Below are 21,478 nucleotides of genomic sequence, written 5' to 3'. Positions count from 1 at the left end.
CCATCATGAGCAAGAAACTATCGGTTTGGCATCAGGGTGAAATCGCGCTGCAGCAGCAGGCGGGCGTGGCGGAACGCATGGCGGACGTCGGCCAGCGCGTAATCCGCCATCACATGCCCGATCAACATCGAGACTTCTACGCACAGCTGCCGTTTATTGTGGCGGGCAGCGTTGATGCGCACGGCGATGCGTGGGCCACGCTACTGGAAGGCCAACCCGGTTTTATCTTCTCGCCGAATGCCAGCACGCTGGATATTGAGGCGCGTCCGCATCAAGGCGATCCGGCGGCGGCGGGCATGCAGGATGGCGCGCCGGTTGGGCTGCTCGGCATCGAGCTGCACACGCGGCGTCGCAATCGCATGAACGGCGTGCTGCAGACGATTGGCGGTGGCTTTCGCGTGCAGGTGGAGCAGAGTTTTGGCAACTGCCCGCGCTATATCCAGCTACGTGATTTTCACTATGCACGCGATCCCGCCGAGCCTTATCGCGGAGAGGTGGAAACCCTGAGCGCGCTGGATGATGCCGCCCACGCCACCATCGCTGCAGCCGATACCTTCTACGTCGCCACCTATGCCGAACGCCAGGTTGATGCCTCGCATCGCGGCGGTAAAGCGGGCTTCGTGCGCGTCAGCGAAGATGGCCTGATGACCATTCCCGACTTCAACGGCAACTTGTTCTTCAACACGCTCGGCAACATTCATCAGAATGGCAAAGCGGGATTGCTGTTTGTCGATTACGCCAGCGGCGACACGCTGCAACTGAGCGGCGATGCCGAAGTGATTCTCGACTCGCCAGAGATCGCCGCTTTTCAGGGTGCCGAGCGGCTGTGGACGTTTCGCCCGCGCCGTATCGTGCGTCGTCGTGCCGCCCTCGCCTTACGCTGGTTAACGCCGCCGGATGGCATCGCACCCAGTTCACTGATGACCGGCGACTGGCAAACCGCCGACGAACGCCTGCGTGCAGCAGATCTGGCATCGCGCTGGCGTCCGTTCAAAGTGATTAAGGTGGTGGATGAGAGCGCCACGATCCGCTCGTTTCATTTAGTGCCGGATGATGGCGCGGGTCTGTTGCCGCATCTGGCCGGTCAACATCTGCCGATTCGCCTGCAGTTGCCCGGTACGGATAAGCCGCTGATGCGCGCCTACACGCTTTCGGTCGCGCCATCGGAGAATTTTTACCGCATCAGCGTCAAGCGCGATGGCGTGGTTTCGTGCTACCTGCACGATCATCTCCACACCGGAGATACGCTGGAAGCGCGTGCGCCGGCGGGTGATTTTACTCTCGACGCCAGCGAACCGCGTCCGGCGGTGCTGCTTGCCGCTGGCGTGGGCATCACGCCGATGCTGGCGATGCTGCGACATCTGATATACGAAGGAGTGCGCAAACAGCGCCTGCGCCCTACGTTTCTGTTTCAGTCGGCGCGCAGCAAAGCCGAGCGCCCTTTTGTGCGCGAACTCGACCCGTTGCTGGCGGCGGCGCATGGCGCGGTGAAGCTAGTGCGCGTGCTGAGCCAGACGGCGGACGCAGAAGCGGATGTTGATTACGATTTTGCCGGCCGCATCGATATGGCGCTGCTCTCGCGGGTGCTGCCGTTTAACGATTACGACTTCTATCTGTGCGGTCCGCCGCAATTTACCCAAGCGCTGTACGACGGGCTACGCACCTTGAATATCGCCGATGATCGCATTCACGCCGAGGCTTTTGGCCCGTCGTCGCTGCAGCGTTCCCGCGATGTGGTGGCTGAAGAAAAACCACTATTGCCGGTGGCAACGCAATCGGTGCCGGTGAAGTTTATGGATTCACGGAAAGAGGCGCGCTGGACGCCGGATGCCGGTTCGCTGCTGGAACTGGCGGAAGCGCGAGGCCTAAGCCCGGCATACAGCTGTCGCGCCGGACATTGCGGCAGCTGTAAAACCAAACTGCTGCAAGGCGCGGTGACTTACCCAACGCCTCCGAGCGCGCAAGTGGCGGATGATGAAGTGCTGATCTGCTGCGCAAGACCGGCGCAGCAGGAAGGTGAAGTGCAGGTGATTCAACTGGCGCTGTGAGTGACGAGGTTTACCGCACTTTGCCTTTATAGATGGTAATACTAATTTTCATTAAAAACTCATGGCCAGCCCCACGCCATATCCCTGCGTATTATTTCCGAACATATAACGTGCCACTATTCGTGTACGACTGATAAAAACCGGATATTTACTACTATCAAGCTCGAGCCCAACACCCAATGAATTTAAGCTATCGAATCCTAATTGCCCACGCTGCTCACCCAAATATTCAGTGCGTGCAGCTTCAAGCACATAGCGCAAAGGACTACCTAATAACGTCCAATCTGAAATTGGAGCACGACGACGCAAATAGAGTCCGAGATTTTCCGCCGTAGCACTCCCGCTTACCGCATCAGAAGTATTGCCGAAACTATTGAGCTCTTGGTATGAGTAGCGCAACTCAACATCTATATCCTGCTCTTTGCTAAATAATTCATAATCCAGCATTAACGATCCCCCCAAGCCATACGCATTGAGGCGGCCACCATCCAGAAATTTGTAGTCTGCATCTTTAAATTTTTTTTGCAGAACAAAAGCGCCAATACGCAGATCGCTGGCCATTGTACCTAAGGTGAAATTTGCTATTGGCCGCAGGACCCAATTGCCGCCGAGTTTATCGGTATGGAGTTTTATATCCCAGCCAATACCGCCAGTCGCAGTTAAGCTATTCCATTTAACGGGAATTTTGCGGCTTTCATTGCCATTAGAAATAACAAATTGGGGATCATAGCGACTGTAACCGAGCGTACCTTCGAGATAGAGAGGAAATTCTTCACTAAGCGTTGCACCGCCGCCAAACTGCGTAATTGAAAGCGAGTTTTTTTCTTTGGTGTCAGCACCGATATTGAGGTCACTTGCGGTGACATCCGGTACCACCGTGTAGCTCATCAGGGAAAGAACGGCATTCGCGCGACTTTTTAGAGGGGTATCATCTGCAGCAAAACTGGTATAACTCATCAGAAGCATTACGCTAATTAGAATAGTTTTTATACGAGAAAAGAAAAGAGCCATGTTTAACTCCAGTTGTCATACCTCACGAGTGATAGTTTCTTATGGCATTGCAGCACCGCAAATTTACAAAACAAATATTCACTTCATTTTAGACCGGACTAAGAAATTGAAAGCTATTTTCATCATTATTTTTCTATAAAGTGACAATAATTATAATAAGTAGTCATTTATTGATAGACGTTTGAATGGATGTAGCTTTTAGTATCGGTGATGATGAGTTTAGTGATTATTATTTGCTATGTAAGGTAATTATTGAAACCTGGAGAATTTAGAAGTTTTTTCACTAGCGATGACTAAGGAACGAAATTAGGTCACAACGTTAGATGCCTCCCCGTAATGAACTCTAACAAATATTGGCACTGAACCCTGCCAGGCAAGCCTTCAATGATGTTCCGAGGATAAATTGAGGTTGTTACCAATGGCTCAAACACATGCCCGCTGGGTAGTTAAATGCGCATTCTTCCTTCTGGTATCGCTTGTCGTGGGGAGGTCACTCGGTGGCGAAGAAACCTACATTTCTCACGATTTCGCCCGGAAGGTGGCTGTATTGATAACCGGTGAATCCAATATCGAACCCCTCTATGACGCCTATTTCTACATGGATTTTGCCATCGTGTTGTTGGAGCAGATGTTTGAGAATCTGTCTTTGCCCTGACTGTCATCAATGATTTCAGCCGATACGCCACTGAACCCGGTTGGCGATAATCTGGCACTACAGGGTATTAAGCCGAATGAGCGCGGTGTATTGATGGATCTCCGTGATCGTGTTGGGCATACGTTAGGGGTTGGCGAAACGCTGCTGAAAGAGTTGCTGATCACGTAAGATATTCGACACGGCAGATTCACATCCTTTTAAGAAAGAATATTATTTTTTCCAGAATAGCCTCAACCTAATGCAACGAACGTGAATGACAGCTCACAGCGAATAGCGGACCTTTTCTCTGGATGAGAAGCAGATTTAGAATCATGTATTAAGTCGCAGTCATCCATTTATATATTCGTTTCAGAGCCCTTCCTCTATAAGCATCAGGATCATGAATCCCGCAAAAAACATAGCGGTTCCAAGTGGCGTATCACGATCACCTTTGTGAGCTTCCACCAATAGTTCTTCTGTCACCAGATAGAGCAAAGCCACGAGACCAAATGAGAGAAAATAGGTCAGCCAGAACTCGCCCAATTGTGCCACCGGCGTGCCTAACATGGAACCGATTGGCAGTAGGAGCGCGATACCGGCTACGGCAACCAGCACTCTCATTTTGCTGCCCAGCAAAGCTTTCAAATTGCCAACGACCGAAAGCCCAAGAAAAAGGATTTCAAGCGTCAGTGCCAGCGTAAGCATAATGCCGGTCTTCGCGCCTGCAGCGAAACTGATGCCCAATACTAAACCGTCAATAAAGATGTCTATGCCGATGGCTATCAGCATGCCTGATTTACTGGCCACCTTCTCTCCGTAGTGTTGAATAAGCATCATCAGAACGACACCTGTCACACCTCCGGCAATGACTGCCATCATTGAATGCTGTTTTAGCCCTGGTAGCACTTCGGTAGCTGCTGCTGAGAAGATCACTCCAGCGGTAAAGTGATGTATCAGACTCATGGTTTTTTCGCCGGGCTGGCGGAAAAGCGCAGCACCGGCACCCGCTACAGCAGCGCTGACAGGAAAGAGGGTGTAAAGTAGCGTCATGAGCATGCGAAGGTCCTTTGGATGATAGTCAAGTTCCAGCGAGGAAGGGATATCACGATGTCAGGCTATTATTTACCAAAAGAAAGGCACGAATCATCGCGCCTGACATCGCTACTTGCTGAGTCAAATAGCGTTAAGAAAGAGAGGGAGTTCTTTAGTTAAGCAAACCCAGATGTTCAACGAGGATCGAGCTGCCAATACCGATAAGCACCAGGCCGCCGAGAATTTCCGCCCATTTACCAATTTTTGCGCCAAGAAATCTACCCAGCAACATGCCGCTTGCCGCCATCAGTGTTGTCGCTGCACCGATCGCCAGTGCCGTTACCACGATGTTTACCTGCAGAAATGCCAGCCCTACGCCAACAGCCATGGCATCAAGGCTGGTGGCAATGGCTGTCGTGACAAGAAGCCAGAAACCATGACGATGTTGAACCACTTCTGGTTCGTTTGGATCTTTTCGGATGCCTTCCACGATCATGCGTGAACCCAGCACAAAGAGGAGTATGAACGCCACCCAGTGATCCCAGTTCATAATGAACTGGCTGGCCGCAAGCCCAATACCCCAGCCAATTACCGGCGTAATCGCTTCAATTATCCCGAAGATAAGTCCTGTGCGTAGCACTTCTTTAAAAGGTGGACGATGAAGTGCGGCACCTTTGCCAATGGCGGCGGCAAAAGCGTCCATCGACATACCAAAACCAGAATGATCACAGCATAAAAGCTCATAACTGATTCCAGGGACAGCTCTCGAAATGGAAAAAGAGAGCGTTAGATTTTAATAGGTCGCTATCCTGCCATAAATTAACAAATAAAAAAACCTTAAAATTCATCATCTTATAGACACGACTAAGTTTAATAGCCCGTGCTATAGATGCCTGCAAATCAATCAGATTGGGAACTTTTTACTGGGCCATGAATGGCAATTGCCATTTAGCCCTTAATCTTGAGATAAGAATTGGCTGATATAGTGAGATAACTTTTCAGGTAGGAACCAATCAATGCTGAACAAATATGCTCGCCCACAAATCTATTTTCACTGGCTAACGGTACTACTACTCATCATTGCTTACGCCACAATTGAGTTACGCGGATTGGCAGATAAAGGTACCTGGCAGCGTAATGCTGTCATCATCACACATTTCTCCGCCGGTTTTTGCGTGCTGATTTGTATGGTTGCTCGTCTGTATATGCGCAGCCGCTACATTACCCCTGCCATAACGCCGCCGGTGTCGAGCTGGCAGACCGGGCTATCGCATCTCGTACATTCGCTGCTTTATGTGCTTTTCATTGTTTTACCTGTGCTGGGCCTGACGTCACGCTATCTGCGCGGCAAAGAGTGGTCACTGTTTGGACTGAATATGCCGGTCGCAACAATTCCCGATCCCGCCACAGCGTCAACACTCATTAGCTGGCATGAAACGTTAGCGCCATTGGGCTACTGGCTGATCGGTCTTCATGCGCTGGCGGCCATCTTCCACCACTACTTTCTGCGGGATAACACTTTGCGCCGGATGATGCCCTAAATAGACGGCTTTACTGATAGCGAATGTGAAGGATCGCATTATTTTAAAGCCGGTAATGAAGAATGGTCGGTTCTCTTCTCAAATCTATTAAAAAGAAATACGGCACGTGAGCGTTAATGAAGCCTGGTAACAGGATGGGCATTGTAATTGGCGTAAATAATACGCTCAGGTTGCAGGCCCAATTCTTCCACGAATCTGCCGAAGCGGTGCCCATCGCTGGAGCCGCGATGGGCAAAATAGAAAAAATCTGCCAACGCCCTATGCAATTAACGCCGGGTCTGCAGTCGAGAAGCGGAAGTTTGAAGTGGCTCTCACCTCTGATGAAGGTATGACTTAAAATTGCGGTGTTAATCAATGTGGCGCAAGTCATATAACTGGGATGCTTCGCGGTGTCGCGCTAGCACGTTTTATCGCCGTCAGCCCAGCGCTTGATATCAATTATCTTTGGCGACCGAATTCCCGTGCTCAAGACGTTCTTGGTTGTATACAGGGAGACCTGTGCGTTGTCACCATGCCGGCTTTCGATCTCAATTAGCGTGTTATTTATCAACAATCCCTGTGAAAGGAACTTTTGATTAATCTCCCCTGCTTTGCGCTCACCATCAAATTCGCTCAGTACGATGACCGGATTTCCTGAATATGCCTCATATTCGAGGCACTGTCTTGCCATGTACCTTAGGGTTCGATAAGTATCAGATGAGCCTGCCTTGTTCACGAAACTGCCGTCAAAAGAGGATTGGCTGCTTTTTAGTTCACTGACCGTAATAGCGCACCCGCTGAGTGAGAGCGAAATTAACAGGCTTGCAAGAACAACGTATTTCACGTTTAACTCCATCATTCAGGTAAAGGCCCTCCGCTTGGGCGGATCAACGTTGTCTTTGCTTTCAGGCGGACTTGTGATTTGGGAAATCAACCGAAACCATCAGCCCACCTTCTGCCGACGTACTGAGGCTTACGCTGATGTTGTGTTGCTGCGCAACGGCTTTAACGATGGCAAGCCCCAGCCCACTCCCGCTTTGCATCTGGTTAGGATCCCGAAAAAATCTGTCAAACACGCGCTCCCTCAATTCAACGGGAATGCCAGGCCCTGCATCTGAAACACGTAACTGCGTGGATTGATTTAAGGATCGTAATTCCACCTCAATGCTCCCGCCCCAGGGGCTATACTTCACGGCATTTTCAACTACGTTATCGATAAGCGACATCAACCGTTCCCTGACGCCAGTCACCCAGATTTCCTCTTCGGCGTAAAATTCAAGTTCAATCCTGCGTTCCGCCGCGAGCGGTACCAGCCCGGCCATGCGTTCTTGTATCAGTGTTGTCAGCGGCAAAGGCTCCATAACCATGTCAATGCGCGCTTCACTGTGCATCAACAGCAGCAACTGATTGACCAGACGAGCCGCACGGCTGTTGCTGCGAACAATGCCCGCAAGCAACTCTTTATGGCTGTCACTGCTCACATAAGACTCCAGCGCCTCAACATTGATTCGCATCGCCGCCAGAGGGGTACGTAACTCGTGAGCAGCATCGGCAATGAAAACGCGCTCCCGTTCAGTGCTTTCCCGCACCCTGGCAAGAAATCCATTAACCGCGTCAACCATCTGACGAAGCTCCCTGTGCTTTGGCACTGCTTTTAAGGGCGAGAGATCGTCAGGCGTGCGCAAGGACACTTCATTTACCACCTTATTCCATGGGCGCATTGCAATGCGGATCGACAGCCACGCGGGGAACAAGAGAAAAGGAATGCATACCAGCAGCGGCATCACGTAGTAGCCACGCGAGTTCAAGTAGATAAAGAAATTCCAGCCTCCAGCAGGGGTGATAAGCGTGACCTCTGTGTCGGCGTTCCCGGACTTTAAGGTACGGCTGTTCCAGGCGCGACCATCACTCTCCACTCGCTCAATTTTTCCATAACGGCTATTTATCACTCCGACTGTCGCACCATCAGAGGCATAAATTATCTCTTTATTCTCGCGTACGATAAGGCTGATTGAGAGTGCTGGATCTTCACCGCCGCCATAATTTTCCCGTACTGCCTTACTTAATGCAGCCAGCACATACGTTCGCTCCTGCGGGCGATCGTCCATACTCTTAACCACCGTAAAAATGGTTTCGTACGTCTTACTGCCCGTTAATATCGGCGGACTTCGTAAGTCCTCCCACAAAACGTAAGTCAGAAAAAGACACCAGAGCAGAGTGAGCAATAGCATCTGCGCTACCATAATTCGCCGTACGAACGTTGGGGTTCTCAGATGGCGCCAGACATTTCGCATCAACCTGCTCCCTTCTGAATGGCTACGGTATCAATGACATACCCAACGCCCCTCACCGTTCGCACATAGCCTTCGCCGATTTTGCGACGCAAATTCCCCATATGCACATCAAGCGCATTACTCATATTTTCTTTTGCGCCGAAGATCCTTTCTTCCAGAAAACTACGAGTCAGCACGCGGTCAGTGCGTAACATCAACGTTTCAAGCAGCGCGTATTCACTTGCCGTCAACTCAACATGCCGTGCATTCACGGTCACGCGTCGTGTGGGCACAAACAGTGATAATCCGCGAAGTTCTATCGCCTCGTTCTGAAAACCATAACTGCGGCGCGCAAGCGCTCTCACCCTCGCCAGCAACTCGGCGAGAACAAACGGTTTGACGAGATAGTCGTCTGCACCCGCGTCCAGCCCGGAAAGGCGATCGTGCAGTGTGCCTCGCGCCGTCAGGATGATGACGGGAATGCTCTTAAGCTGCTGACGCAAGCACCCCATCAGGCTCATGCCATCGCCATCGGGTAATCCGAGGTCGAGCAACACAAGTTCAGGCACACAGACATCAAGCTGATGCTGCGCATCCTCTTTGCGGCGAACCCATATAACATCAAACCCTTGATCTGCAAGGGCAATACGTATGCCGTTACCGAGATCCAGGTCGTCTTCAATTAGGAGTATTTTCACAATGGTTACGGTATCAGCAGTGAATGAAGAACGTCTGAAGAAAAAAACGGTATCAGGAAATCTATCAGCTTTGCAGCATCTGTGGTTGCTTCACCCTTTCTTCATTTTTGGCTCATGAGAACTTTAGCGGGCGCATCCAAAATGAACGTTCTGGCGGTTACAACCCGCTTGCATCGTAATCATTTGAATGCATAAGGACTTCTTTAATGAGAAATAGCACACTGCGTCATAAGTTCCCCCTTTCACTCACGGGGTGCAGCCTGAAAAAAATGTTGTCGGGCGCAGTCCTGGCGTTACTGGCCACCCCGATACTGGCGGCAGCACAGAATCAGGGCAACGCGTTGACGGTGGGAGGCGGCGCGAACGTGACGCCACGCTATTCTGGTTCGGACAAAAGCCGCGTCACGACTTCCCTGGTGCTTGATTACACCATGGAAAATGGTTTCTTCGTCAGCTCCACGCGGGGCATCGGTTATGGCAATAACATCGGCAAATTTGATTACAACGCGGCGGTGAGCTATCGCGCAGGCCGTAAGGATCGCGACGTGGACAGTGACTCCCTCAGCGATGGCAGCGACTATTTGCGTGGTATGGGCGATGTCAAAGGCTCGGCTCTCGGTGTGCTTGGCCTGGGATACGGGGTGACCGACTGGCTCAATTTGCAATTGCAGGCTGAAGTGCCATTTTCTGAACAAAACAATGGCACGGCACTGCATTTTGGCATTCATAGCCCGCTTTATACTTCACCGAATAATACGGTAACGCTGGCGCTGACCGGCAGTTGGGGGACGGACAAATACATGCAGACTTACTACGGAGTCAGTGCATCTCAATCGGCCGCATCAAGGTTTATCCGATATGATGCCGGATCGGGAATTTATGCCTGGTCGATGAATCTTGACTGGACACACAAGTTCAATGAAGACTGGAGCGTGATTGCCGCAGCAGGCGTTACGCAGTTAACGGGAGATGCGCGCAATAGCCCGTTTGTGCAACGAGAAACATCACCCACCGGAAGCCTGCTGGTAACATACCGCTTCTGATCGTTATTCAATGTGTGTTTCCCGCCAGCTTAGGGCACTAAGCGGACACGCAGACATCGTAGCGGCGATTTTAAAGGATGTCGGTCATCCATTCAGTAAAGGCACGCACCGTGGGAGAAAGGAAGCGTTGATGCGGGTATAGCAAAGTGACCGGGACTGAAGGCGGCTGCCAGTCGGCCAACACTTCGACCAGCGCCCCCTTCTGCAGATGTTCAGAGACAATATTCTCAGCAAGCTGCGCCAGTCCGAAGCCTTCAAGACACATTTTTATATAAAGACCCGTTTCATTCACAGCGGCGTTTCCATTTACTGCTACAGACCGTGTTTCATTGCCACGAACAAAATGCAGTTCATTTACGCGCCGGGTCGAGGCGGAAAAATAATGGATCGCACGATGCTTTAGCAACTCTTCAGGTGTCTCGGGAATCCCGTATTCATTGAGATAGTCTGGAGAGGCGCAGGTTATCCATCGAAACCGGCCAAGCGGTCGGGCAACCAGCGAGGAGTCATTGAGCTCACTGGTTCTAATCACACAATCCACGCCCTCCTGAACCAGATCGACTTGTCGGTCACTTACACCGATCATCAGATAAATATCCGGATAATGTCGGTAAAAATCCTTGAGCTTCGGCATAACAATGAACTGAGCGATCCCACCGGGCATGTCAACTCGTAGACGCCCCTGAGGACGTTTGACAGACGCTGCAAGGCTGGATTCCGAGTGTTCTATTAATGACAGGATCTCCCGGCACTGTGCAAGATACTGTAGGCCTTCAGGGGTGAGGCTGACGCGCCTTGTCGTCCGGTTAAGCAGACGCACCTTCAGGTATTTCTCCAGGTTTTTAATCGTACTGGTGACGGTGGAAGAAGGCAGTGACAGTGTTTCTGCAGCGCGTACAAAACTCCCGGCTTCAGCAACCCGTGTGAAAACCTGCATAGCCTGAATCCGATCCATCGTGTTTCTCCCGGATGAAGTTAGTCTGATTGTTCGGGAATTATGAATTATGAAAACGTTTTACGCATCTTTTTAAGGTCAATGGCGTGGCGTATCGTTTCCCCATTAATCAGAAAAGAGGCCGGTTTAATGACCGATTACATCAGAAATATTATTCATAATCAGAATGTCACTTCACAGGCCACGTTGATTCGTGGCGCTACCCTACTGAGCATGGACGAGAACGTCGGTAACATTGAACGCGGTGATATTCTTATTAACGGCTCAATGATTACCGCAGTGTGCCAGCACCTTGAAGCCCCGGGTGCGCAGGTCATTGATGCCACCAACATGATCGCCATGCCGGGAATGGTCGATTCTCATCGTCACGCATGGGAAGGACAGCTGCGCCGAATTAACCCAAACGCTACCTGCCTGGACGACTACAGCAACGCCACGCACTTCTCCTTCGCTAAATATTACCGTCCTGCCGATATCTATGTTGGCAATCTGCTGACGGCGCTGGGCGCGATTGACGCGGGCATTACCACGATGATCGATAACTCACACAACAGCCGAACCGCAGCGCATTCCGATGCCGCCGTCGAAGCCTTGCTTGATGCCGGCATTCGTGCCATTCATGCTTCCGGCGCACCGGTTGCTGGCGAATGGGATAAAGCGCACTGGCCGGGAAACTGGCAGCGTCTGCAGGATAAGTATTTCAGCGACAACCCTGAAAGCCTGGTCTCTCTCGCCGTCATGGCTCAGCTGGAGCCGGAGTTATGGGCCGAGGCCCGCAGGCTGGGACTGTCGATTGTCACTGAGTTCTTTGGCGCTGAGATGGGGTCTGAACTTGAGTCGCTGCATCAGCAGGGGCTGCTGGGTCCGGATAATATTTTCAATCACTGCACGGCGCTGCCCGACCGGGGATGGAAAATTCTCCAGGAGGCCGGTGTCCGGGTTAATGTCTGCCCGCGCTCAGATTCGCACTATGGCATCGAAAGTGGGATGTTCGCCATTGAGGCCGCGCAGCGTCATGGCATCAATCCTGGCCTGAGCGTAGACAATGAAACCTCGTACAGCACCGATATGTTTATGGAGATGCGCGTCGCCTTTTACCTGCAGCGCGTGATGGGCATGCATCAGCAGCAGTGCTGCGATTCTGAACATGCGCTGAAAACGCTTCCGGCGGCGCAACTTCTTAAAGCTGCGACTCTTGATGGCGCTGCCTGTGCAGGGCTGCAGGACAAAGTGGGCAGCCTGACGCCGGGCAAACAAGCCGACCTGGTGCTGATTAGCGTCAGTGATCTCAATCTTTACCCGTCCGGCAATGCCTTTGGCACGGTGGTTCATGCCGCCGAGCGCAGCAACATCGATACTGTCATGATTGGGGGACGCATCGTTAAACAGAACGGTAAGGTGCTGGGCGTAGACAGCGCGCGACTACGAGCGGCGATTGATGAGTCGCGTGAGCACCTTTTTGCAGCCTCTGGCTACCAGCCTGACATTTTTGCTGACACCTTCCTACCGCTGGTGCAGGCCGACTGACCAGGATGAAAAGTATGGGCATGATCTATTACGTAATCGCGTTTGCCGCAGGTCTGGGGATCACCCTGCAGACGACCCTGAACAGCCAACTGGCAAAGGGGCTGGGCGGCGGCCCGGTCACTGCGGCGTCCGGTTTCGTTACTCAGGCTGGGGGGTATGGTTGTCATGCTGATCGGACTTGCCGTCATGCTTTTCGGCAATCGGCTCTCTGCACGTTTTCTGCAGTAACAGCGTAATCCACTTTTGCCATCGTGCAGGACCTTTCATATCTGAAGGATTATCATGTTTTCAATTGCAGCTGAGGTCAGGAATACGTTCGGAGAGTGCCCGCTGTGGTGTGAAAGAACTCACCGGCTCCTTTGCACTGACTTAACGAGGCTGGCTGTCTATAATCTCAACAGCAGGTTAATTAGCCCAATAGCCGCCTCTCCGGGAGATACCGGCACCAAACTCACTCACCTTTAAAGCCAGAACATGCGGGAAGGACGTTTTTGGCATGCTGTTACAACGTATTCATTAATTCTCCAAGGGAAAACATTTTGTCCAGTTGTAATTGACCTTAGCCAATATAAGTTCTTCGGCAACATCGCCGAAATTCATAGCCTGACGTTCAATGAAAAATTGACGCACGGTTGCAGGTAAAAAAGCAGCGCGGTAGCGCAGAATTGTGCTGTGCCAGAAGGGGGCGGGTAAAGGGCCACCGGTGTGCCGCGTCAGCAACTCATTATTCCACTGTGAATCCAGAACTTTTTCACAAAACGACCGGCGCATATCTATCGCAGAACAATCAGGAATCCCAGCAAGCAATAACTGACTGGGCAACGCGACTAACCGGAGTTGCCGGATAATAATTTTTTTCGCGTGATATTCGGTCCAAATATTCGTTAATTGATCCACTTTCTCTGGCAATGGTTCGTTCACTTTATACAGGGGAAGGGTCAGGGGTAAGAAAGTAAAATGAAAACCCTGAGTTGGCAGCGTGTCGGCGAGAGAATCATCCTTTGTGAGACCATTCAGTTCATCAATTAGCTGTGAGACACAATCTGGCACAGTAGGCTTAATGCCCGCTGCAAGAGCGAGTTTTAGCGGATCGTAATAGTGATCTTTTTTGCTATCCCCAATCCCACGATTTTTCATCCAGCTAGCGATAGTGTTCTGGTTTGTAGAAAGATACATCTTTTGCAGGCTTTCTGATTGCATAACAGACCTTATGATAGAAGTGTGAAAACAGGTAGCAGATGGCCAATCATATTTCTTTCAGCCATAGCTGTCGTTGTGTATGAATCGTAAATATATAATTTAGACCGCACTTAATTTTAATTTTTCCTGAAAATCTCCCGGCACTTATCGTGAAGAAATAAAACCAGGATATAAGATAGTTAGATGATAATTTTCCAAGCCCAGCAGGTAATCTCATGATCTTAAGTGCCAATCACGTCGGTTTTTCAGTTAAAAATGTTGAAGAATCATTATTCTTCTGGACTCATATTCTTGGAGGTAAAGTATTACGCGAAGGAAAAATGTCTGGACCGATTATTGATGAAGTAACAGGCACAAGAGGTGCTGATGTACGAATGGCTTTGCTTGAGCTGGCTGGGATGAAAATCGAATTACTGCAATACAATAACATTGAACAGCCAGAAGAGCCCTCAGCACCCTACATTCCTGGCTACGCTCACCTTGCGTTTATAGTCGAGGATCTTGATACGCTTTTGAGCAAAGTTTCGGACTATGGCTGGAAGACGCCAGGGAAACCTCAGACAGTCCTGGCAGGGCCCCTGCGGGGGACCAGAGTAATATATTTACAAAGCCCCGATGGTCAAACGCTTGAATTGATGGAATGCAGTCAATGAAGTCCACATGTTATGACCCGTTATCTTCTTATTAGAAAAGTGATACTTGCAATGTCCGTTTCTGGCACTTAGCGAACATTTTGGGGCTTCTTATCGAATTAGAGTATTGAACTCAAATGGCCGTTGAAATGATGTTCGCAGACATGGGGACAATAGATTAAAAGTATTAGCCAGGGATAAATAAATTGGTATCGATCAATGCTGAATAATCAACGTGTAGGGAAGGAAAGGAGGCAGTGGTTGAGATTAGCAAACGCAGAAAAGCAAAAACCCAGCCATAAGCTGGGTTTTCAGAATGTTGGTGCCCGGACGCGGAATCGAACCACGGACACGGGGATTTTCAATCCCCTGCTCTACCGACTGAGCTATCCGGGCAACGGGGCGCATTAAACCCTACTCGCGCGGCACCGTCAAACGCTTTTCGGCAAAAATCAGCTGACTGATGCCTTTTAAAGCAACCTCCAGACCAACAGGTAAAAAATTATTCGCCTATCGCTGTTATAGGTGAATTTTTAATCGCTTGTGCCGATAACCGTGCTGACATCCTATACCAATAATAAGGTTCGCCCCATGTTCAGCACAATTGCATCAGGAATCTTGTCACGTCTTGCGTGGCAAAAGCGCAGTAATAGCATGGCAACGCTCAGTTCACTGCAAGACGCTATTGCTATGGTTGAATTCACCCCAGAAGGAAAAATCCTCACCGCTAATGAGCTGTTTCTCGAGCGCATGGGTTATACGCTCAAAGAGATCGTTGGCCAGCATCACAGCATGTTCTGCACCGCAGATTTGCTCAACTCGCCGCAATACCGCGACTTCTGGCGACGCCTGAATCGCGGTGAAGGCTTCAGCGATAAGTTCCTGCGCGTGGCAAAACACAGCCGCCCTATTTGGCTGGAAGCGAATTACGTGCCGGTGCAGGATCGCAGCGGTCGGGTGATTAAAATCGTCAAACTGGCGAGCGATATCACCGCGCGCATCATGGATGCACAAGAGCAGCGCGCCATGACCACCGCGATTGAGCGTTCGATGGCGGTGATTGCCTTCAATCTCAAGGGCGAAGTGTTGATGACTAACGACAACTTCCTGAAAACCATGGGATACAGCGCGTCAGAGGTGATCGGCGTACATCACAGCCAATTCTGTCCGCCAGAAATGCGCAACAGCGACGAGTACCGCCGTTTCTGGCACAAGCTGAATCAGGGCGAATTTATCTCCGGCCAGTTCCAGCGCGTGAATAAACGCGGCCAAACGGTATGGCTGCGCGCCACATACAACCCGGTATTTAACGAAACCGGCGAGCTGTACAAAGTGGTGAAGTTCGCCACCGATGTCACCGCGCAGGTGGAGAAGAATCAGCAAGAGCGCGAAGCGGCGCAGCAGGCGTATCAAACCGCGCTGCAAACCAGCGAAAGCACGCGTCTTGGTGCCACGGTGATTGAGAATAGCGTGCAGACCATGAATGATTTGGCCGGCGAGCTGCATGGCATTTCCGGCGATATCAACGATCTGAGCGAATCTTCAGACCGCATCGGCGCGATTGTCGAGAGCATCCGTCGGATTGCCGATCAAACCAACCTGCTGGCGCTTAACGCGGCGGTGGAAGCGGCGCGCGCCGGTCAACATGGTCGCAGTTTTGCCGTGGTCGCCAATGAAGTCCGCACGCTGGCGGCCAACATCAACCGCGCCACCACCGAGATTGAGAACAGGGTGCAGCAGAACCATACGCTGGCGGAGAAAGCGCTGAAAGGTATTGCATCGAACCTGAAACGTGCCGATCAAGGCGTGGTGCTGGCGAAAGAGGCTGGCGGCATGATGGCGGATATTCGCGGCAGCTCCAGCGAAGTGGTGCGTGCCATTGGGCACGTTACGGCGGCGTTGAAGGAAGAGTGATTTGTAGCCAGGTCGCCATGAATGGCGACCCAACAGATCATAAAAGTGTCACAGGGGCGCAGTAATCTAAGATAATTCCTAATCAACGTCAGATCCCTCTATGCAGCTGCCTGATTTACGCGCAGGCCTTGCCTCCTTGTCGAGTCGTTCTCGTGCGCGTTCGCTGCGCATTGCCGTGCCGTTTGTTAGTCCCGCGATGGATAACACGGCGGTGATGGCGTTGTTTACCGAGCACAAAGATTTGATTGGTTTGCCGGTGATCGAAAACGGTACGCCGTTTGGCATGATCAACCGCCATATCTTCCTGTCGCAAATGTCGCGCCCGTTTTTCCGTGAACTCTACGATCGCAAAAGCTGCATCGCCTTTATGGATAAAGAGCCGCTGGTGATTGATGCAGATACCGAGCTTGATCAGGTAGCGCAGCAAGTGGTGGCGACCGGCGATAAATCGGTCACCGACGGCTTTATCCTCACCGAGCAAGGCCGCTACATCGGCATCGGGCTGGGTATCGATCTGATCCGCACCGTGTCAGATTTGCAGCATCAACAGCATCAGCAAATTTTGCAGAGCATCGATTATGCGCGCGTGATTCAGGACGCGATGCTCGATCGATCCAAGCAGCAGATGGCGCAGCAGCTCAGCGATTGGTGCCTGCACTGGCAGCCGCGCGATGGCGTCGGCGGCGACTATTACGCCTTCCATCAGGATCAACACGGCTGGCTGGCGCTGATTGCCGACTGCACCGGCCACGGCATTCCCGGCGCGTTTATGACGGTGATCCTGCAATCGGCGCTGGAAAATGCGCTGCAGCAGAATCGGCGTGGGCCGTCCGACGTGCTGCAATCGCTCAATCGCCATATCAAGCAAACCCTTGGCCAGCTCAACGCTTCTCAGCAAACCTCGCTGTCGAACGACGGCTGCGATGCCATCGCGCTGCGTCTGGATAGCGAAAATCATCAGCTTTCATGGTCGAGCGCGCGCATGCACGCGTTGCTGCATAGCGCTGGCGGCGAGGCGGAATCGCTGAAGGCCGACCGCGTTGGCGTTGGCTATACCGATACGCCGCAGGATTACGTCTGGCCGCAGCAGCAACGCACGCTCAATCCCGGCGACATGCTGCTGGTGATGACCGATGGCGTCACCGATCAGCCCGGCGGTGAACGTCACATTATGTTTGGCAAAAAGCGCATTCAGACGCTGCTGAATCACTATCAAACGCTGCCGATGCCGGCGCTTTCCACGGCATTCGAGCAGGAATTTCTTCGTTGGCAAGGCAACCAGCCGCGACGCGATGACGTCACCTGGTTTGGCTTCCGCTATTAGAGTCACGTTATGACACCAGCTTCGAATCTCAGCCGCGTCCCACCCGACAGCGTGGCGCTGCACTACACCGGCCTCTTTTCGCCGCAGAACATCACCGCGATGGGCGAAGTGATCAAAGTGTTTCTTGAGAATCAGCAGGCGCCGGTCAAAGTTCGGCGTCGCTTGTTCTCCAGCTTTGTCGAGATCGTGCAAAACATCCTGCGCTATTCACAAGACAGCCGCAGCACCAGCCACGCCGAGCAGGATTTTCGCTTCGGCACGGTGACGCTGCACGTTGAAGGCGACAACTACGTGCTGGAGAGCAGCAATCAGGTGGATGAAGTCGCCTGCGAGCAGCTGCGCTACTGGCTCGATCTGCTGCGCACCATGAGCAACGAAGAGATCAAACAGGCGTATCGCGTGGGATTGCGTGCCGAGAGCCCCGCCACCAGCAAAGGGGCCAACATTGGATTATTAACGCTGGCGCGCGACGTCAGCGAACCGCTGGAGTATGAACTGCGTCCGTTGGCCGCCAACGGTTACGCCACGTTTTGGCTGAAAGCCACCATTCACCAGGATTGATCGATTGATGCAAAACCTTGTTATTGCTGCCACAGAGAGCACGCCCGAAGTGAGTTTTGATTTTGCCGCCGGCCAGTTTGCCCTGCGCGGTGAATCCTGGCCGGAGAACGCGGCGGCGTTTTACCGTCCGCTGCTGGACGCCTTAGAGAACTGGCAGCCGCAGCCGGGCGGCGACGTTGAAGTGAATATCGCGCTGCGCTACTTCAACAGCTCCAGCACCAAAATGCTGTTTAGCCTGTTTGATCTGTTTAACCAGCGTGCGCAGAGCGGACAAACCGTGGCGCTCAACTGGTTCTTCGACGCCGAAGATGATGTCTCCGAAGAGTTTGGTCAGGAGCTGGCGCTGGACTTCACCGATCTGCAGGTGAATCTGCAGGCGGAAATGGCATCGTGATGGACCTCAACGAGCTGTTCCGCGAAGAGAGCGATGTGCTTAATCGCTCGCAGGATGTGGCGGCTCAAACCACGCTCAGCGCTGAGGATTATCGCGATGCGCTGCTGATGGTGAATCGCCATTATCAGCGCCTGATGCGTGAAACCTATCGCATGATCTCGCGCAGCGACCGCGCCGAGCGTGAGCTCAATCGCGTCAACGAACAGCTGCATCAGCTGGCGCAGGAGCTGGAGTATAAAGCCAGCCACGATCCACTGACGGCGGTGTGGAATCGTGGGGCGATTATTCAGCGCATTACGCAAACATTGAGTAACGGCGCAGCGGCGCTGATCATTCTGGATATCGACCACTTCAAACGCATTAACGACGAATTCGGTCATCCAATGGGCGATAAGGTGATTTGCGCGCTGGTGTCGCGCATTCAGGCGCACTGCCCGGAAGAAGCCAGCATTGGTCGCATTGGCGGTGAAGAGTTTACCGTGCTGCTGCCGCACTATCGCCTATCCGATGCGGTAATTGTGGCGGGCGCGATTCACGCCTCGCTGAATGCTTCACCGCTGGCGGTGTTGCCCGGCCAGTTGGTGACCGCCAGCCTTGGCGTCAGCTACGGCAAGCCGGGATCCGATTTTGAGACACTGTATAACAACGCCGATGTGGCGCTGTATGACGCGAAAAATCACGGTCGCAATCGGGTGTTCTTCCGCTGATTACTGTGCGGCCGTTGCTACCGGCGGCGGTGTCGTTTCCGGCACAAAGATGTGGTCGAGAATATTACGCATCAGCGGCGCCGCCGTGACGCCTTCGTTGCCACCATTTTCCAGAATCAACGCCACCGCGACTTTGGGATCGTTAAACGGCGCAAACGCGGTGTAGAAGATATGGTCACGCAGGCGCATTGGCGTCATTTTGGCGTTATAGATCTGGTTCTTTTTCAGGCTGAATACCTGTGACGTACCCGATTTCGCCGCTATGCCGTACGGCGCGGTGTGGAAGTATTTGTAGCCGGTGCCGTTTGGCGCATTCGCCATGCCGAACATGGCATGGCGCACCAGCGACCAGTACGGCGATTTGGCATCGCCAATCTGCGGCTGCGGCAATTTTGCCTGATACGGCTGCACCACCGTGCCGCGCTGCGATTTCTCCAGCAGATGCGGATTGATGACGCGGCCATTATTCAACAGCGCTACCAGCGCTTTCACCATCTGAATCGGCGTCGCCACCCAATAACCTTGCCCAATCCCAACCGACACGGTATCGCCCTGATACCACATCTTTTTGTGCACTTTTTGCTTCCATTCACGGCTTGGCAATAATCCAGCGTACTCTTCGTTGAGATCGATGCCGGTGGATTTGCCGTAACCAAACTGGCTCAACATGGTGTGGATGCGATCGATGCCCATCATGAACGCCACCTGATAGAAGAAGCTATCGGCCGACTCTTCGATGGCTTTCGTCACGTCCAGCATGCCGTGACCGGTTTTTTTCCAGTCGCGATATTTACGATCGGTGCCCGGCAGCGTCCAGGTGGGCGCGCCAAATATCGTAAAGCTCGGCGTGATGACTTTGGTCAGCAGCGCCGACATCGCCATATAAGGTTTTACCGTGGACGCCGGTGGATACAAGCCTTGGGTGACGCGGTTGATCAGCGGCAGGTCTTTATTCTGCAGCAGGGTTTTATAGGCTTTGTAGCTGATGCCTTTGACGAACGGGTTGGGATCGTAGCTCGGCGCGGACACCATCGCCAGCACGCTGCCGTCGTGCGGATCTTCAATCAGCGCCGCCGCACGTTGCCCGGCCAGTTGGCTCTCGACGTATTGTTGCAGATGTAAATCGAGCGTCAGCGTGATGTTCTGACCGGCCACCGGCGGCACCTCTTTCAGCACGCGCACGATGCGGCCGTGGTTATCCACTTCCACTTCCTGATAGCCGGTTTTGCCGTGCAGCAGCGATTCGTAATAGCCTTCAATGCCCTGCTTACCGATGTTGTGGTCCGCCGCGTAGTTCTCGCCAACGCCTTCTGCATTCAGACGTTTGTAGTCGTTATCGTTGATTTTCGAAACGTAGCCGAGCACGTGCGCCAGGTCGGCGCCGTAAGGATATTCGCGGTCCTGATAGGTATCGACGGTAACGCCGGTAAAACGGAATTGATTGACGGCGAAGCGCGCCACTTCTTCGTCAGTCAGTTCCGCTTTCAGTTCAACCGGCTTGTAGCGGCTGTTCTGTTTGAGCTCGTGCTCGAAGGTTTCAATCTCTTCCGGCGTGAGATCGACAATCGGCGTCAGCTCCTTCAGCGTTTCCTGCATGTTGTCGATTTTGTACGGCGTGATGTGAATGTCGTACCAGCTGACGTTGCGCACCAGCGGAATGCCGTTGCGATCAAAGATCAGCCCGCGCGTGGGCGCAATCGGGATCATTTTGATGTCGTTCTCGTTGGAACGCGTCTGGTAATAGCTGTGCTGATCGACCTGCAGGCGATACAGGTTGATGCCTAAAATGGTAAAGCAGATGACAACCAGGGCAAAAGCGACAATCGCACGGCGGGCAAACAGCTTTTCTTCTGCTTCGAAATTACGGAAATTCATCAGGTGGGCTTAGTCTCTTTGTTATCACGCTAATGATAAGCAGAGATTGCTTTAGAGCCAGCACGAAGATGCACAAGCCTGGGTAAAAGTGTGTCAGATGTTTACGGGATGGTGCGGTCTGGCGCCCTCA

Annotated in this window: 20 protein-coding genes, 1 tRNA gene and 2 pseudogenes; 13 read left to right on the top strand and 10 right to left on the bottom strand. The window is 52.3% G+C overall.

Annotated elements, in window-relative coordinates; translation table 11 throughout:
* The first annotated feature begins 5 nt into the window (after positions 1 to 5).
* Positions 6 to 2,048 (top strand): pyridoxamine 5'-phosphate oxidase family protein, encoded by a 2,043-nt coding sequence (locus PanJK_RS09170; protein ID WP_265299110.1) that lies wholly within the window; start codon positions 6 to 8, stop codon positions 2,046 to 2,048.
* A 51-nt stretch (positions 2,049 to 2,099) separates the two neighbouring features.
* Here PanJK_RS09170 and PanJK_RS09165 read toward each other — a convergent pair whose 3' ends face one another.
* Positions 2,100 to 3,059, bottom strand: a complete 960-nt coding sequence (locus tag PanJK_RS09165) for an autotransporter domain-containing protein (RefSeq protein WP_265299107.1) — start codon at positions 3,057 to 3,059, stop codon at positions 2,100 to 2,102.
* Between the two features lie 418 nt (positions 3,060 to 3,477).
* Between PanJK_RS09165 and PanJK_RS09160 the strand changes: the two genes are divergently transcribed.
* Together PanJK_RS09160 and PanJK_RS09155 are read left to right on the top strand one after the other, a co-directional pair.
* Positions 3,478 to 3,714, top strand: coding sequence for a hypothetical protein (locus tag PanJK_RS09160; RefSeq protein WP_256698478.1), 237 nt, complete (start codon positions 3,478 to 3,480; stop codon positions 3,712 to 3,714).
* Positions 3,715 to 3,723: 9 nt separating this feature from the next.
* The gene (locus PanJK_RS09155) at positions 3,724 to 3,882 is read left to right on the top strand and encodes a hypothetical protein (RefSeq protein WP_256698479.1); all 159 of its coding nucleotides are present in this window, start codon (positions 3,724 to 3,726) and stop codon (positions 3,880 to 3,882) included.
* 180 nt (positions 3,883 to 4,062) lie between these two features.
* Here the strand turns inward: PanJK_RS09155 and PanJK_RS09150 are convergent, their stop codons facing one another.
* Together PanJK_RS09150 and mntP are read right to left on the bottom strand one after the other, a co-directional pair.
* On the bottom strand, positions 4,063 to 4,749 hold the full coding sequence (locus PanJK_RS09150) for a ZIP family metal transporter (RefSeq protein WP_265299104.1): 687 nt from the start codon (positions 4,747 to 4,749) through the stop codon (positions 4,063 to 4,065).
* 148 nt (positions 4,750 to 4,897) lie between these two features.
* A pseudogene (gene mntP / locus PanJK_RS09145) lies at positions 4,898 to 5,469 on the bottom strand (manganese efflux pump MntP).
* Between the two features lie 272 nt (positions 5,470 to 5,741).
* On the opposite strand from mntP, the gene cybB reads away from it, so the two are divergent.
* Positions 5,742 to 6,266 (top strand): cytochrome b561, encoded by a 525-nt coding sequence (gene cybB / locus PanJK_RS09140; protein ID WP_265299102.1) that lies wholly within the window; start codon positions 5,742 to 5,744, stop codon positions 6,264 to 6,266.
* Between the two features lie 397 nt (positions 6,267 to 6,663).
* Here the strand turns inward: cybB and PanJK_RS09135 are convergent, their stop codons facing one another.
* The 3 genes from PanJK_RS09135 to PanJK_RS09125 are packed head-to-tail and all read right to left on the bottom strand — an operon-like array spanning position 6,664 to position 9,216.
* Entirely contained in the window at positions 6,664 to 7,101 is a 438-nt protein-coding gene (locus PanJK_RS09135; protein WP_372340038.1) for a hypothetical protein, read from the bottom strand.
* Between the two features lie 49 nt (positions 7,102 to 7,150).
* On the bottom strand, positions 7,151 to 8,539 hold the full coding sequence (locus tag PanJK_RS09130; RefSeq protein WP_265299098.1) for a sensor histidine kinase: 1,389 nt from the start codon (positions 8,537 to 8,539) through the stop codon (positions 7,151 to 7,153).
* Complete coding sequence (locus PanJK_RS09125; RefSeq protein WP_265299096.1) at positions 8,539 to 9,216, bottom strand: response regulator transcription factor; 678 nt, start codon at positions 9,214 to 9,216, stop codon at positions 8,539 to 8,541. Before PanJK_RS09125 ends, PanJK_RS09130 begins: the two co-directional genes overlap by 1 nt.
* Positions 9,217 to 9,422: 206 nt before the next feature.
* On the opposite strand from PanJK_RS09125, the gene PanJK_RS09120 reads away from it, so the two are divergent.
* A complete protein-coding gene (locus tag PanJK_RS09120) occupies positions 9,423 to 10,259 on the top strand; it encodes a MipA/OmpV family protein (protein WP_256697399.1) in 837 nt (278 codons plus the stop codon).
* A gap of 70 nt (positions 10,260 to 10,329) precedes the next feature.
* Here PanJK_RS09120 and PanJK_RS09115 read toward each other — a convergent pair whose 3' ends face one another.
* Positions 10,330 to 11,214, bottom strand: a complete 885-nt coding sequence (locus PanJK_RS09115; protein ID WP_256697400.1) for a LysR family transcriptional regulator — start codon at positions 11,212 to 11,214, stop codon at positions 10,330 to 10,332.
* Positions 11,215 to 11,343: 129 nt separating this feature from the next.
* On the opposite strand from PanJK_RS09115, the gene PanJK_RS09110 reads away from it, so the two are divergent.
* On the top strand, positions 11,344 to 12,741 hold the full coding sequence (locus PanJK_RS09110) for an amidohydrolase family protein (RefSeq protein WP_256697401.1): 1,398 nt from the start codon (positions 11,344 to 11,346) through the stop codon (positions 12,739 to 12,741).
* Positions 12,742 to 12,755: 14 nt separating this feature from the next.
* A pseudogene (locus PanJK_RS09105) lies at positions 12,756 to 12,969 on the top strand (hypothetical protein).
* Positions 12,970 to 13,257: 288 nt separating this feature from the next.
* Here the strand turns inward: PanJK_RS09105 and PanJK_RS09100 are convergent.
* On the bottom strand, positions 13,258 to 13,941 hold the full coding sequence (locus tag PanJK_RS09100) for a hypothetical protein (protein WP_256697402.1): 684 nt from the start codon (positions 13,939 to 13,941) through the stop codon (positions 13,258 to 13,260).
* A gap of 215 nt (positions 13,942 to 14,156) precedes the next feature.
* Here PanJK_RS09100 and PanJK_RS09095 point away from each other — a divergent pair, with 215 nt between their 5' ends.
* Entirely contained in the window at positions 14,157 to 14,594 is a 438-nt protein-coding gene (locus PanJK_RS09095) for a VOC family protein (RefSeq protein WP_265299091.1), read from the top strand.
* A 299-nt stretch (positions 14,595 to 14,893) separates the two neighbouring features.
* Here the strand turns inward: PanJK_RS09095 and PanJK_RS09090 are convergent.
* Positions 14,894 to 14,969, bottom strand: a tRNA-Phe gene (locus PanJK_RS09090).
* Between the two features lie 195 nt (positions 14,970 to 15,164).
* On the opposite strand from PanJK_RS09090, the gene PanJK_RS09085 reads away from it, so the two are divergent.
* From PanJK_RS09085 to PanJK_RS09065, 5 genes are all read left to right on the top strand, one after another.
* A complete protein-coding gene (locus PanJK_RS09085) occupies positions 15,165 to 16,487 on the top strand; it encodes a methyl-accepting chemotaxis protein (RefSeq protein ID WP_265299090.1) in 1,323 nt (440 codons plus the stop codon).
* Between the two features lie 100 nt (positions 16,488 to 16,587).
* The gene (locus PanJK_RS09080; protein ID WP_265299088.1) at positions 16,588 to 17,811 is read left to right on the top strand and encodes a SpoIIE family protein phosphatase; all 1,224 of its coding nucleotides are present in this window, start codon (positions 16,588 to 16,590) and stop codon (positions 17,809 to 17,811) included.
* A gap of 9 nt (positions 17,812 to 17,820) precedes the next feature.
* Positions 17,821 to 18,372 carry a SiaB family protein kinase gene (locus tag PanJK_RS09075; RefSeq protein WP_256697407.1) on the top strand — a complete coding sequence of 184 codons (552 nt, stop codon included), beginning with the start codon at positions 17,821 to 17,823 and terminating at the stop codon, positions 18,370 to 18,372.
* Positions 18,373 to 18,379: 7 nt separating this feature from the next.
* Entirely contained in the window at positions 18,380 to 18,766 is a 387-nt protein-coding gene (locus PanJK_RS09070; protein ID WP_008103278.1) for a DUF1987 domain-containing protein, read from the top strand.
* Positions 18,766 to 19,473 (top strand): GGDEF domain-containing protein, encoded by a 708-nt coding sequence (locus PanJK_RS09065; RefSeq protein WP_265299481.1) that lies wholly within the window; start codon positions 18,766 to 18,768, stop codon positions 19,471 to 19,473. The genes PanJK_RS09070 and PanJK_RS09065 overlap by 1 nt, the downstream gene beginning before the upstream one ends.
* On the opposite strand, the gene mrdA is transcribed toward PanJK_RS09065, so the two are convergent.
* The gene (gene mrdA, locus PanJK_RS09060) at positions 19,474 to 21,348 is read right to left on the bottom strand and encodes a penicillin-binding protein 2 (protein ID WP_265299085.1); all 1,875 of its coding nucleotides are present in this window, start codon (positions 21,346 to 21,348) and stop codon (positions 19,474 to 19,476) included.
* Positions 21,349 to 21,478: the final 130 nt, after the last annotated feature.

Source organism: Pantoea sp. JK, from assembly GCF_026130245.1.
Taxonomy (GTDB): Bacteria; Pseudomonadota; Gammaproteobacteria; order Enterobacterales; family Enterobacteriaceae; genus Pantoea; species Pantoea trifolii.
This window is presented reverse-complemented; position numbering and strand designations above follow the sequence as displayed.

Coding starts and splice junctions, on each gene's coding strand:
- PanJK_RS09170 (WP_265299110.1), top strand. CDS start 6: ATGAGCAAGAAACTATCGGTTTGGCATCAGGGTGAAATCGCGCTGCAG.
- PanJK_RS09165 (WP_265299107.1), bottom strand. CDS start 3,059: ATGGCTCTTTTCTTTTCTCGTATAAAAACTATTCTAATTAGCGTAATG.
- PanJK_RS09160 (WP_256698478.1), top strand. CDS start 3,478: ATGGCTCAAACACATGCCCGCTGGGTAGTTAAATGCGCATTCTTCCTT.
- PanJK_RS09155 (WP_256698479.1), top strand. CDS start 3,724: ATGATTTCAGCCGATACGCCACTGAACCCGGTTGGCGATAATCTGGCA.
- PanJK_RS09150 (WP_265299104.1), bottom strand. CDS start 4,749: ATGCTCATGACGCTACTTTACACCCTCTTTCCTGTCAGCGCTGCTGTA.
- cybB (WP_265299102.1), top strand. CDS start 5,742: ATGCTGAACAAATATGCTCGCCCACAAATCTATTTTCACTGGCTAACG.
- PanJK_RS09135 (WP_372340038.1), bottom strand. CDS start 7,101: ATGGAGTTAAACGTGAAATACGTTGTTCTTGCAAGCCTGTTAATTTCG.
- PanJK_RS09130 (WP_265299098.1), bottom strand. CDS start 8,539: ATGCGAAATGTCTGGCGCCATCTGAGAACCCCAACGTTCGTACGGCGA.
- PanJK_RS09120 (WP_256697399.1), top strand. CDS start 9,423: ATGAGAAATAGCACACTGCGTCATAAGTTCCCCCTTTCACTCACGGGG.
- PanJK_RS09115 (WP_256697400.1), bottom strand. CDS start 11,214: ATGGATCGGATTCAGGCTATGCAGGTTTTCACACGGGTTGCTGAAGCC.
- PanJK_RS09110 (WP_256697401.1), top strand. CDS start 11,344: ATGACCGATTACATCAGAAATATTATTCATAATCAGAATGTCACTTCA.
- PanJK_RS09100 (WP_256697402.1), bottom strand. CDS start 13,941: ATGCAATCAGAAAGCCTGCAAAAGATGTATCTTTCTACAAACCAGAAC.
- PanJK_RS09095 (WP_265299091.1), top strand. CDS start 14,157: ATGATCTTAAGTGCCAATCACGTCGGTTTTTCAGTTAAAAATGTTGAA.
- PanJK_RS09085 (WP_265299090.1), top strand. CDS start 15,165: ATGTTCAGCACAATTGCATCAGGAATCTTGTCACGTCTTGCGTGGCAA.
- PanJK_RS09080 (WP_265299088.1), top strand. CDS start 16,588: ATGCAGCTGCCTGATTTACGCGCAGGCCTTGCCTCCTTGTCGAGTCGT.
- PanJK_RS09075 (WP_256697407.1), top strand. CDS start 17,821: ATGACACCAGCTTCGAATCTCAGCCGCGTCCCACCCGACAGCGTGGCG.
- PanJK_RS09070 (WP_008103278.1), top strand. CDS start 18,380: ATGCAAAACCTTGTTATTGCTGCCACAGAGAGCACGCCCGAAGTGAGT.
- PanJK_RS09065 (WP_265299481.1), top strand. CDS start 18,766: ATGGACCTCAACGAGCTGTTCCGCGAAGAGAGCGATGTGCTTAATCGC.
- mrdA (WP_265299085.1), bottom strand. CDS start 21,348: ATGAATTTCCGTAATTTCGAAGCAGAAGAAAAGCTGTTTGCCCGCCGT.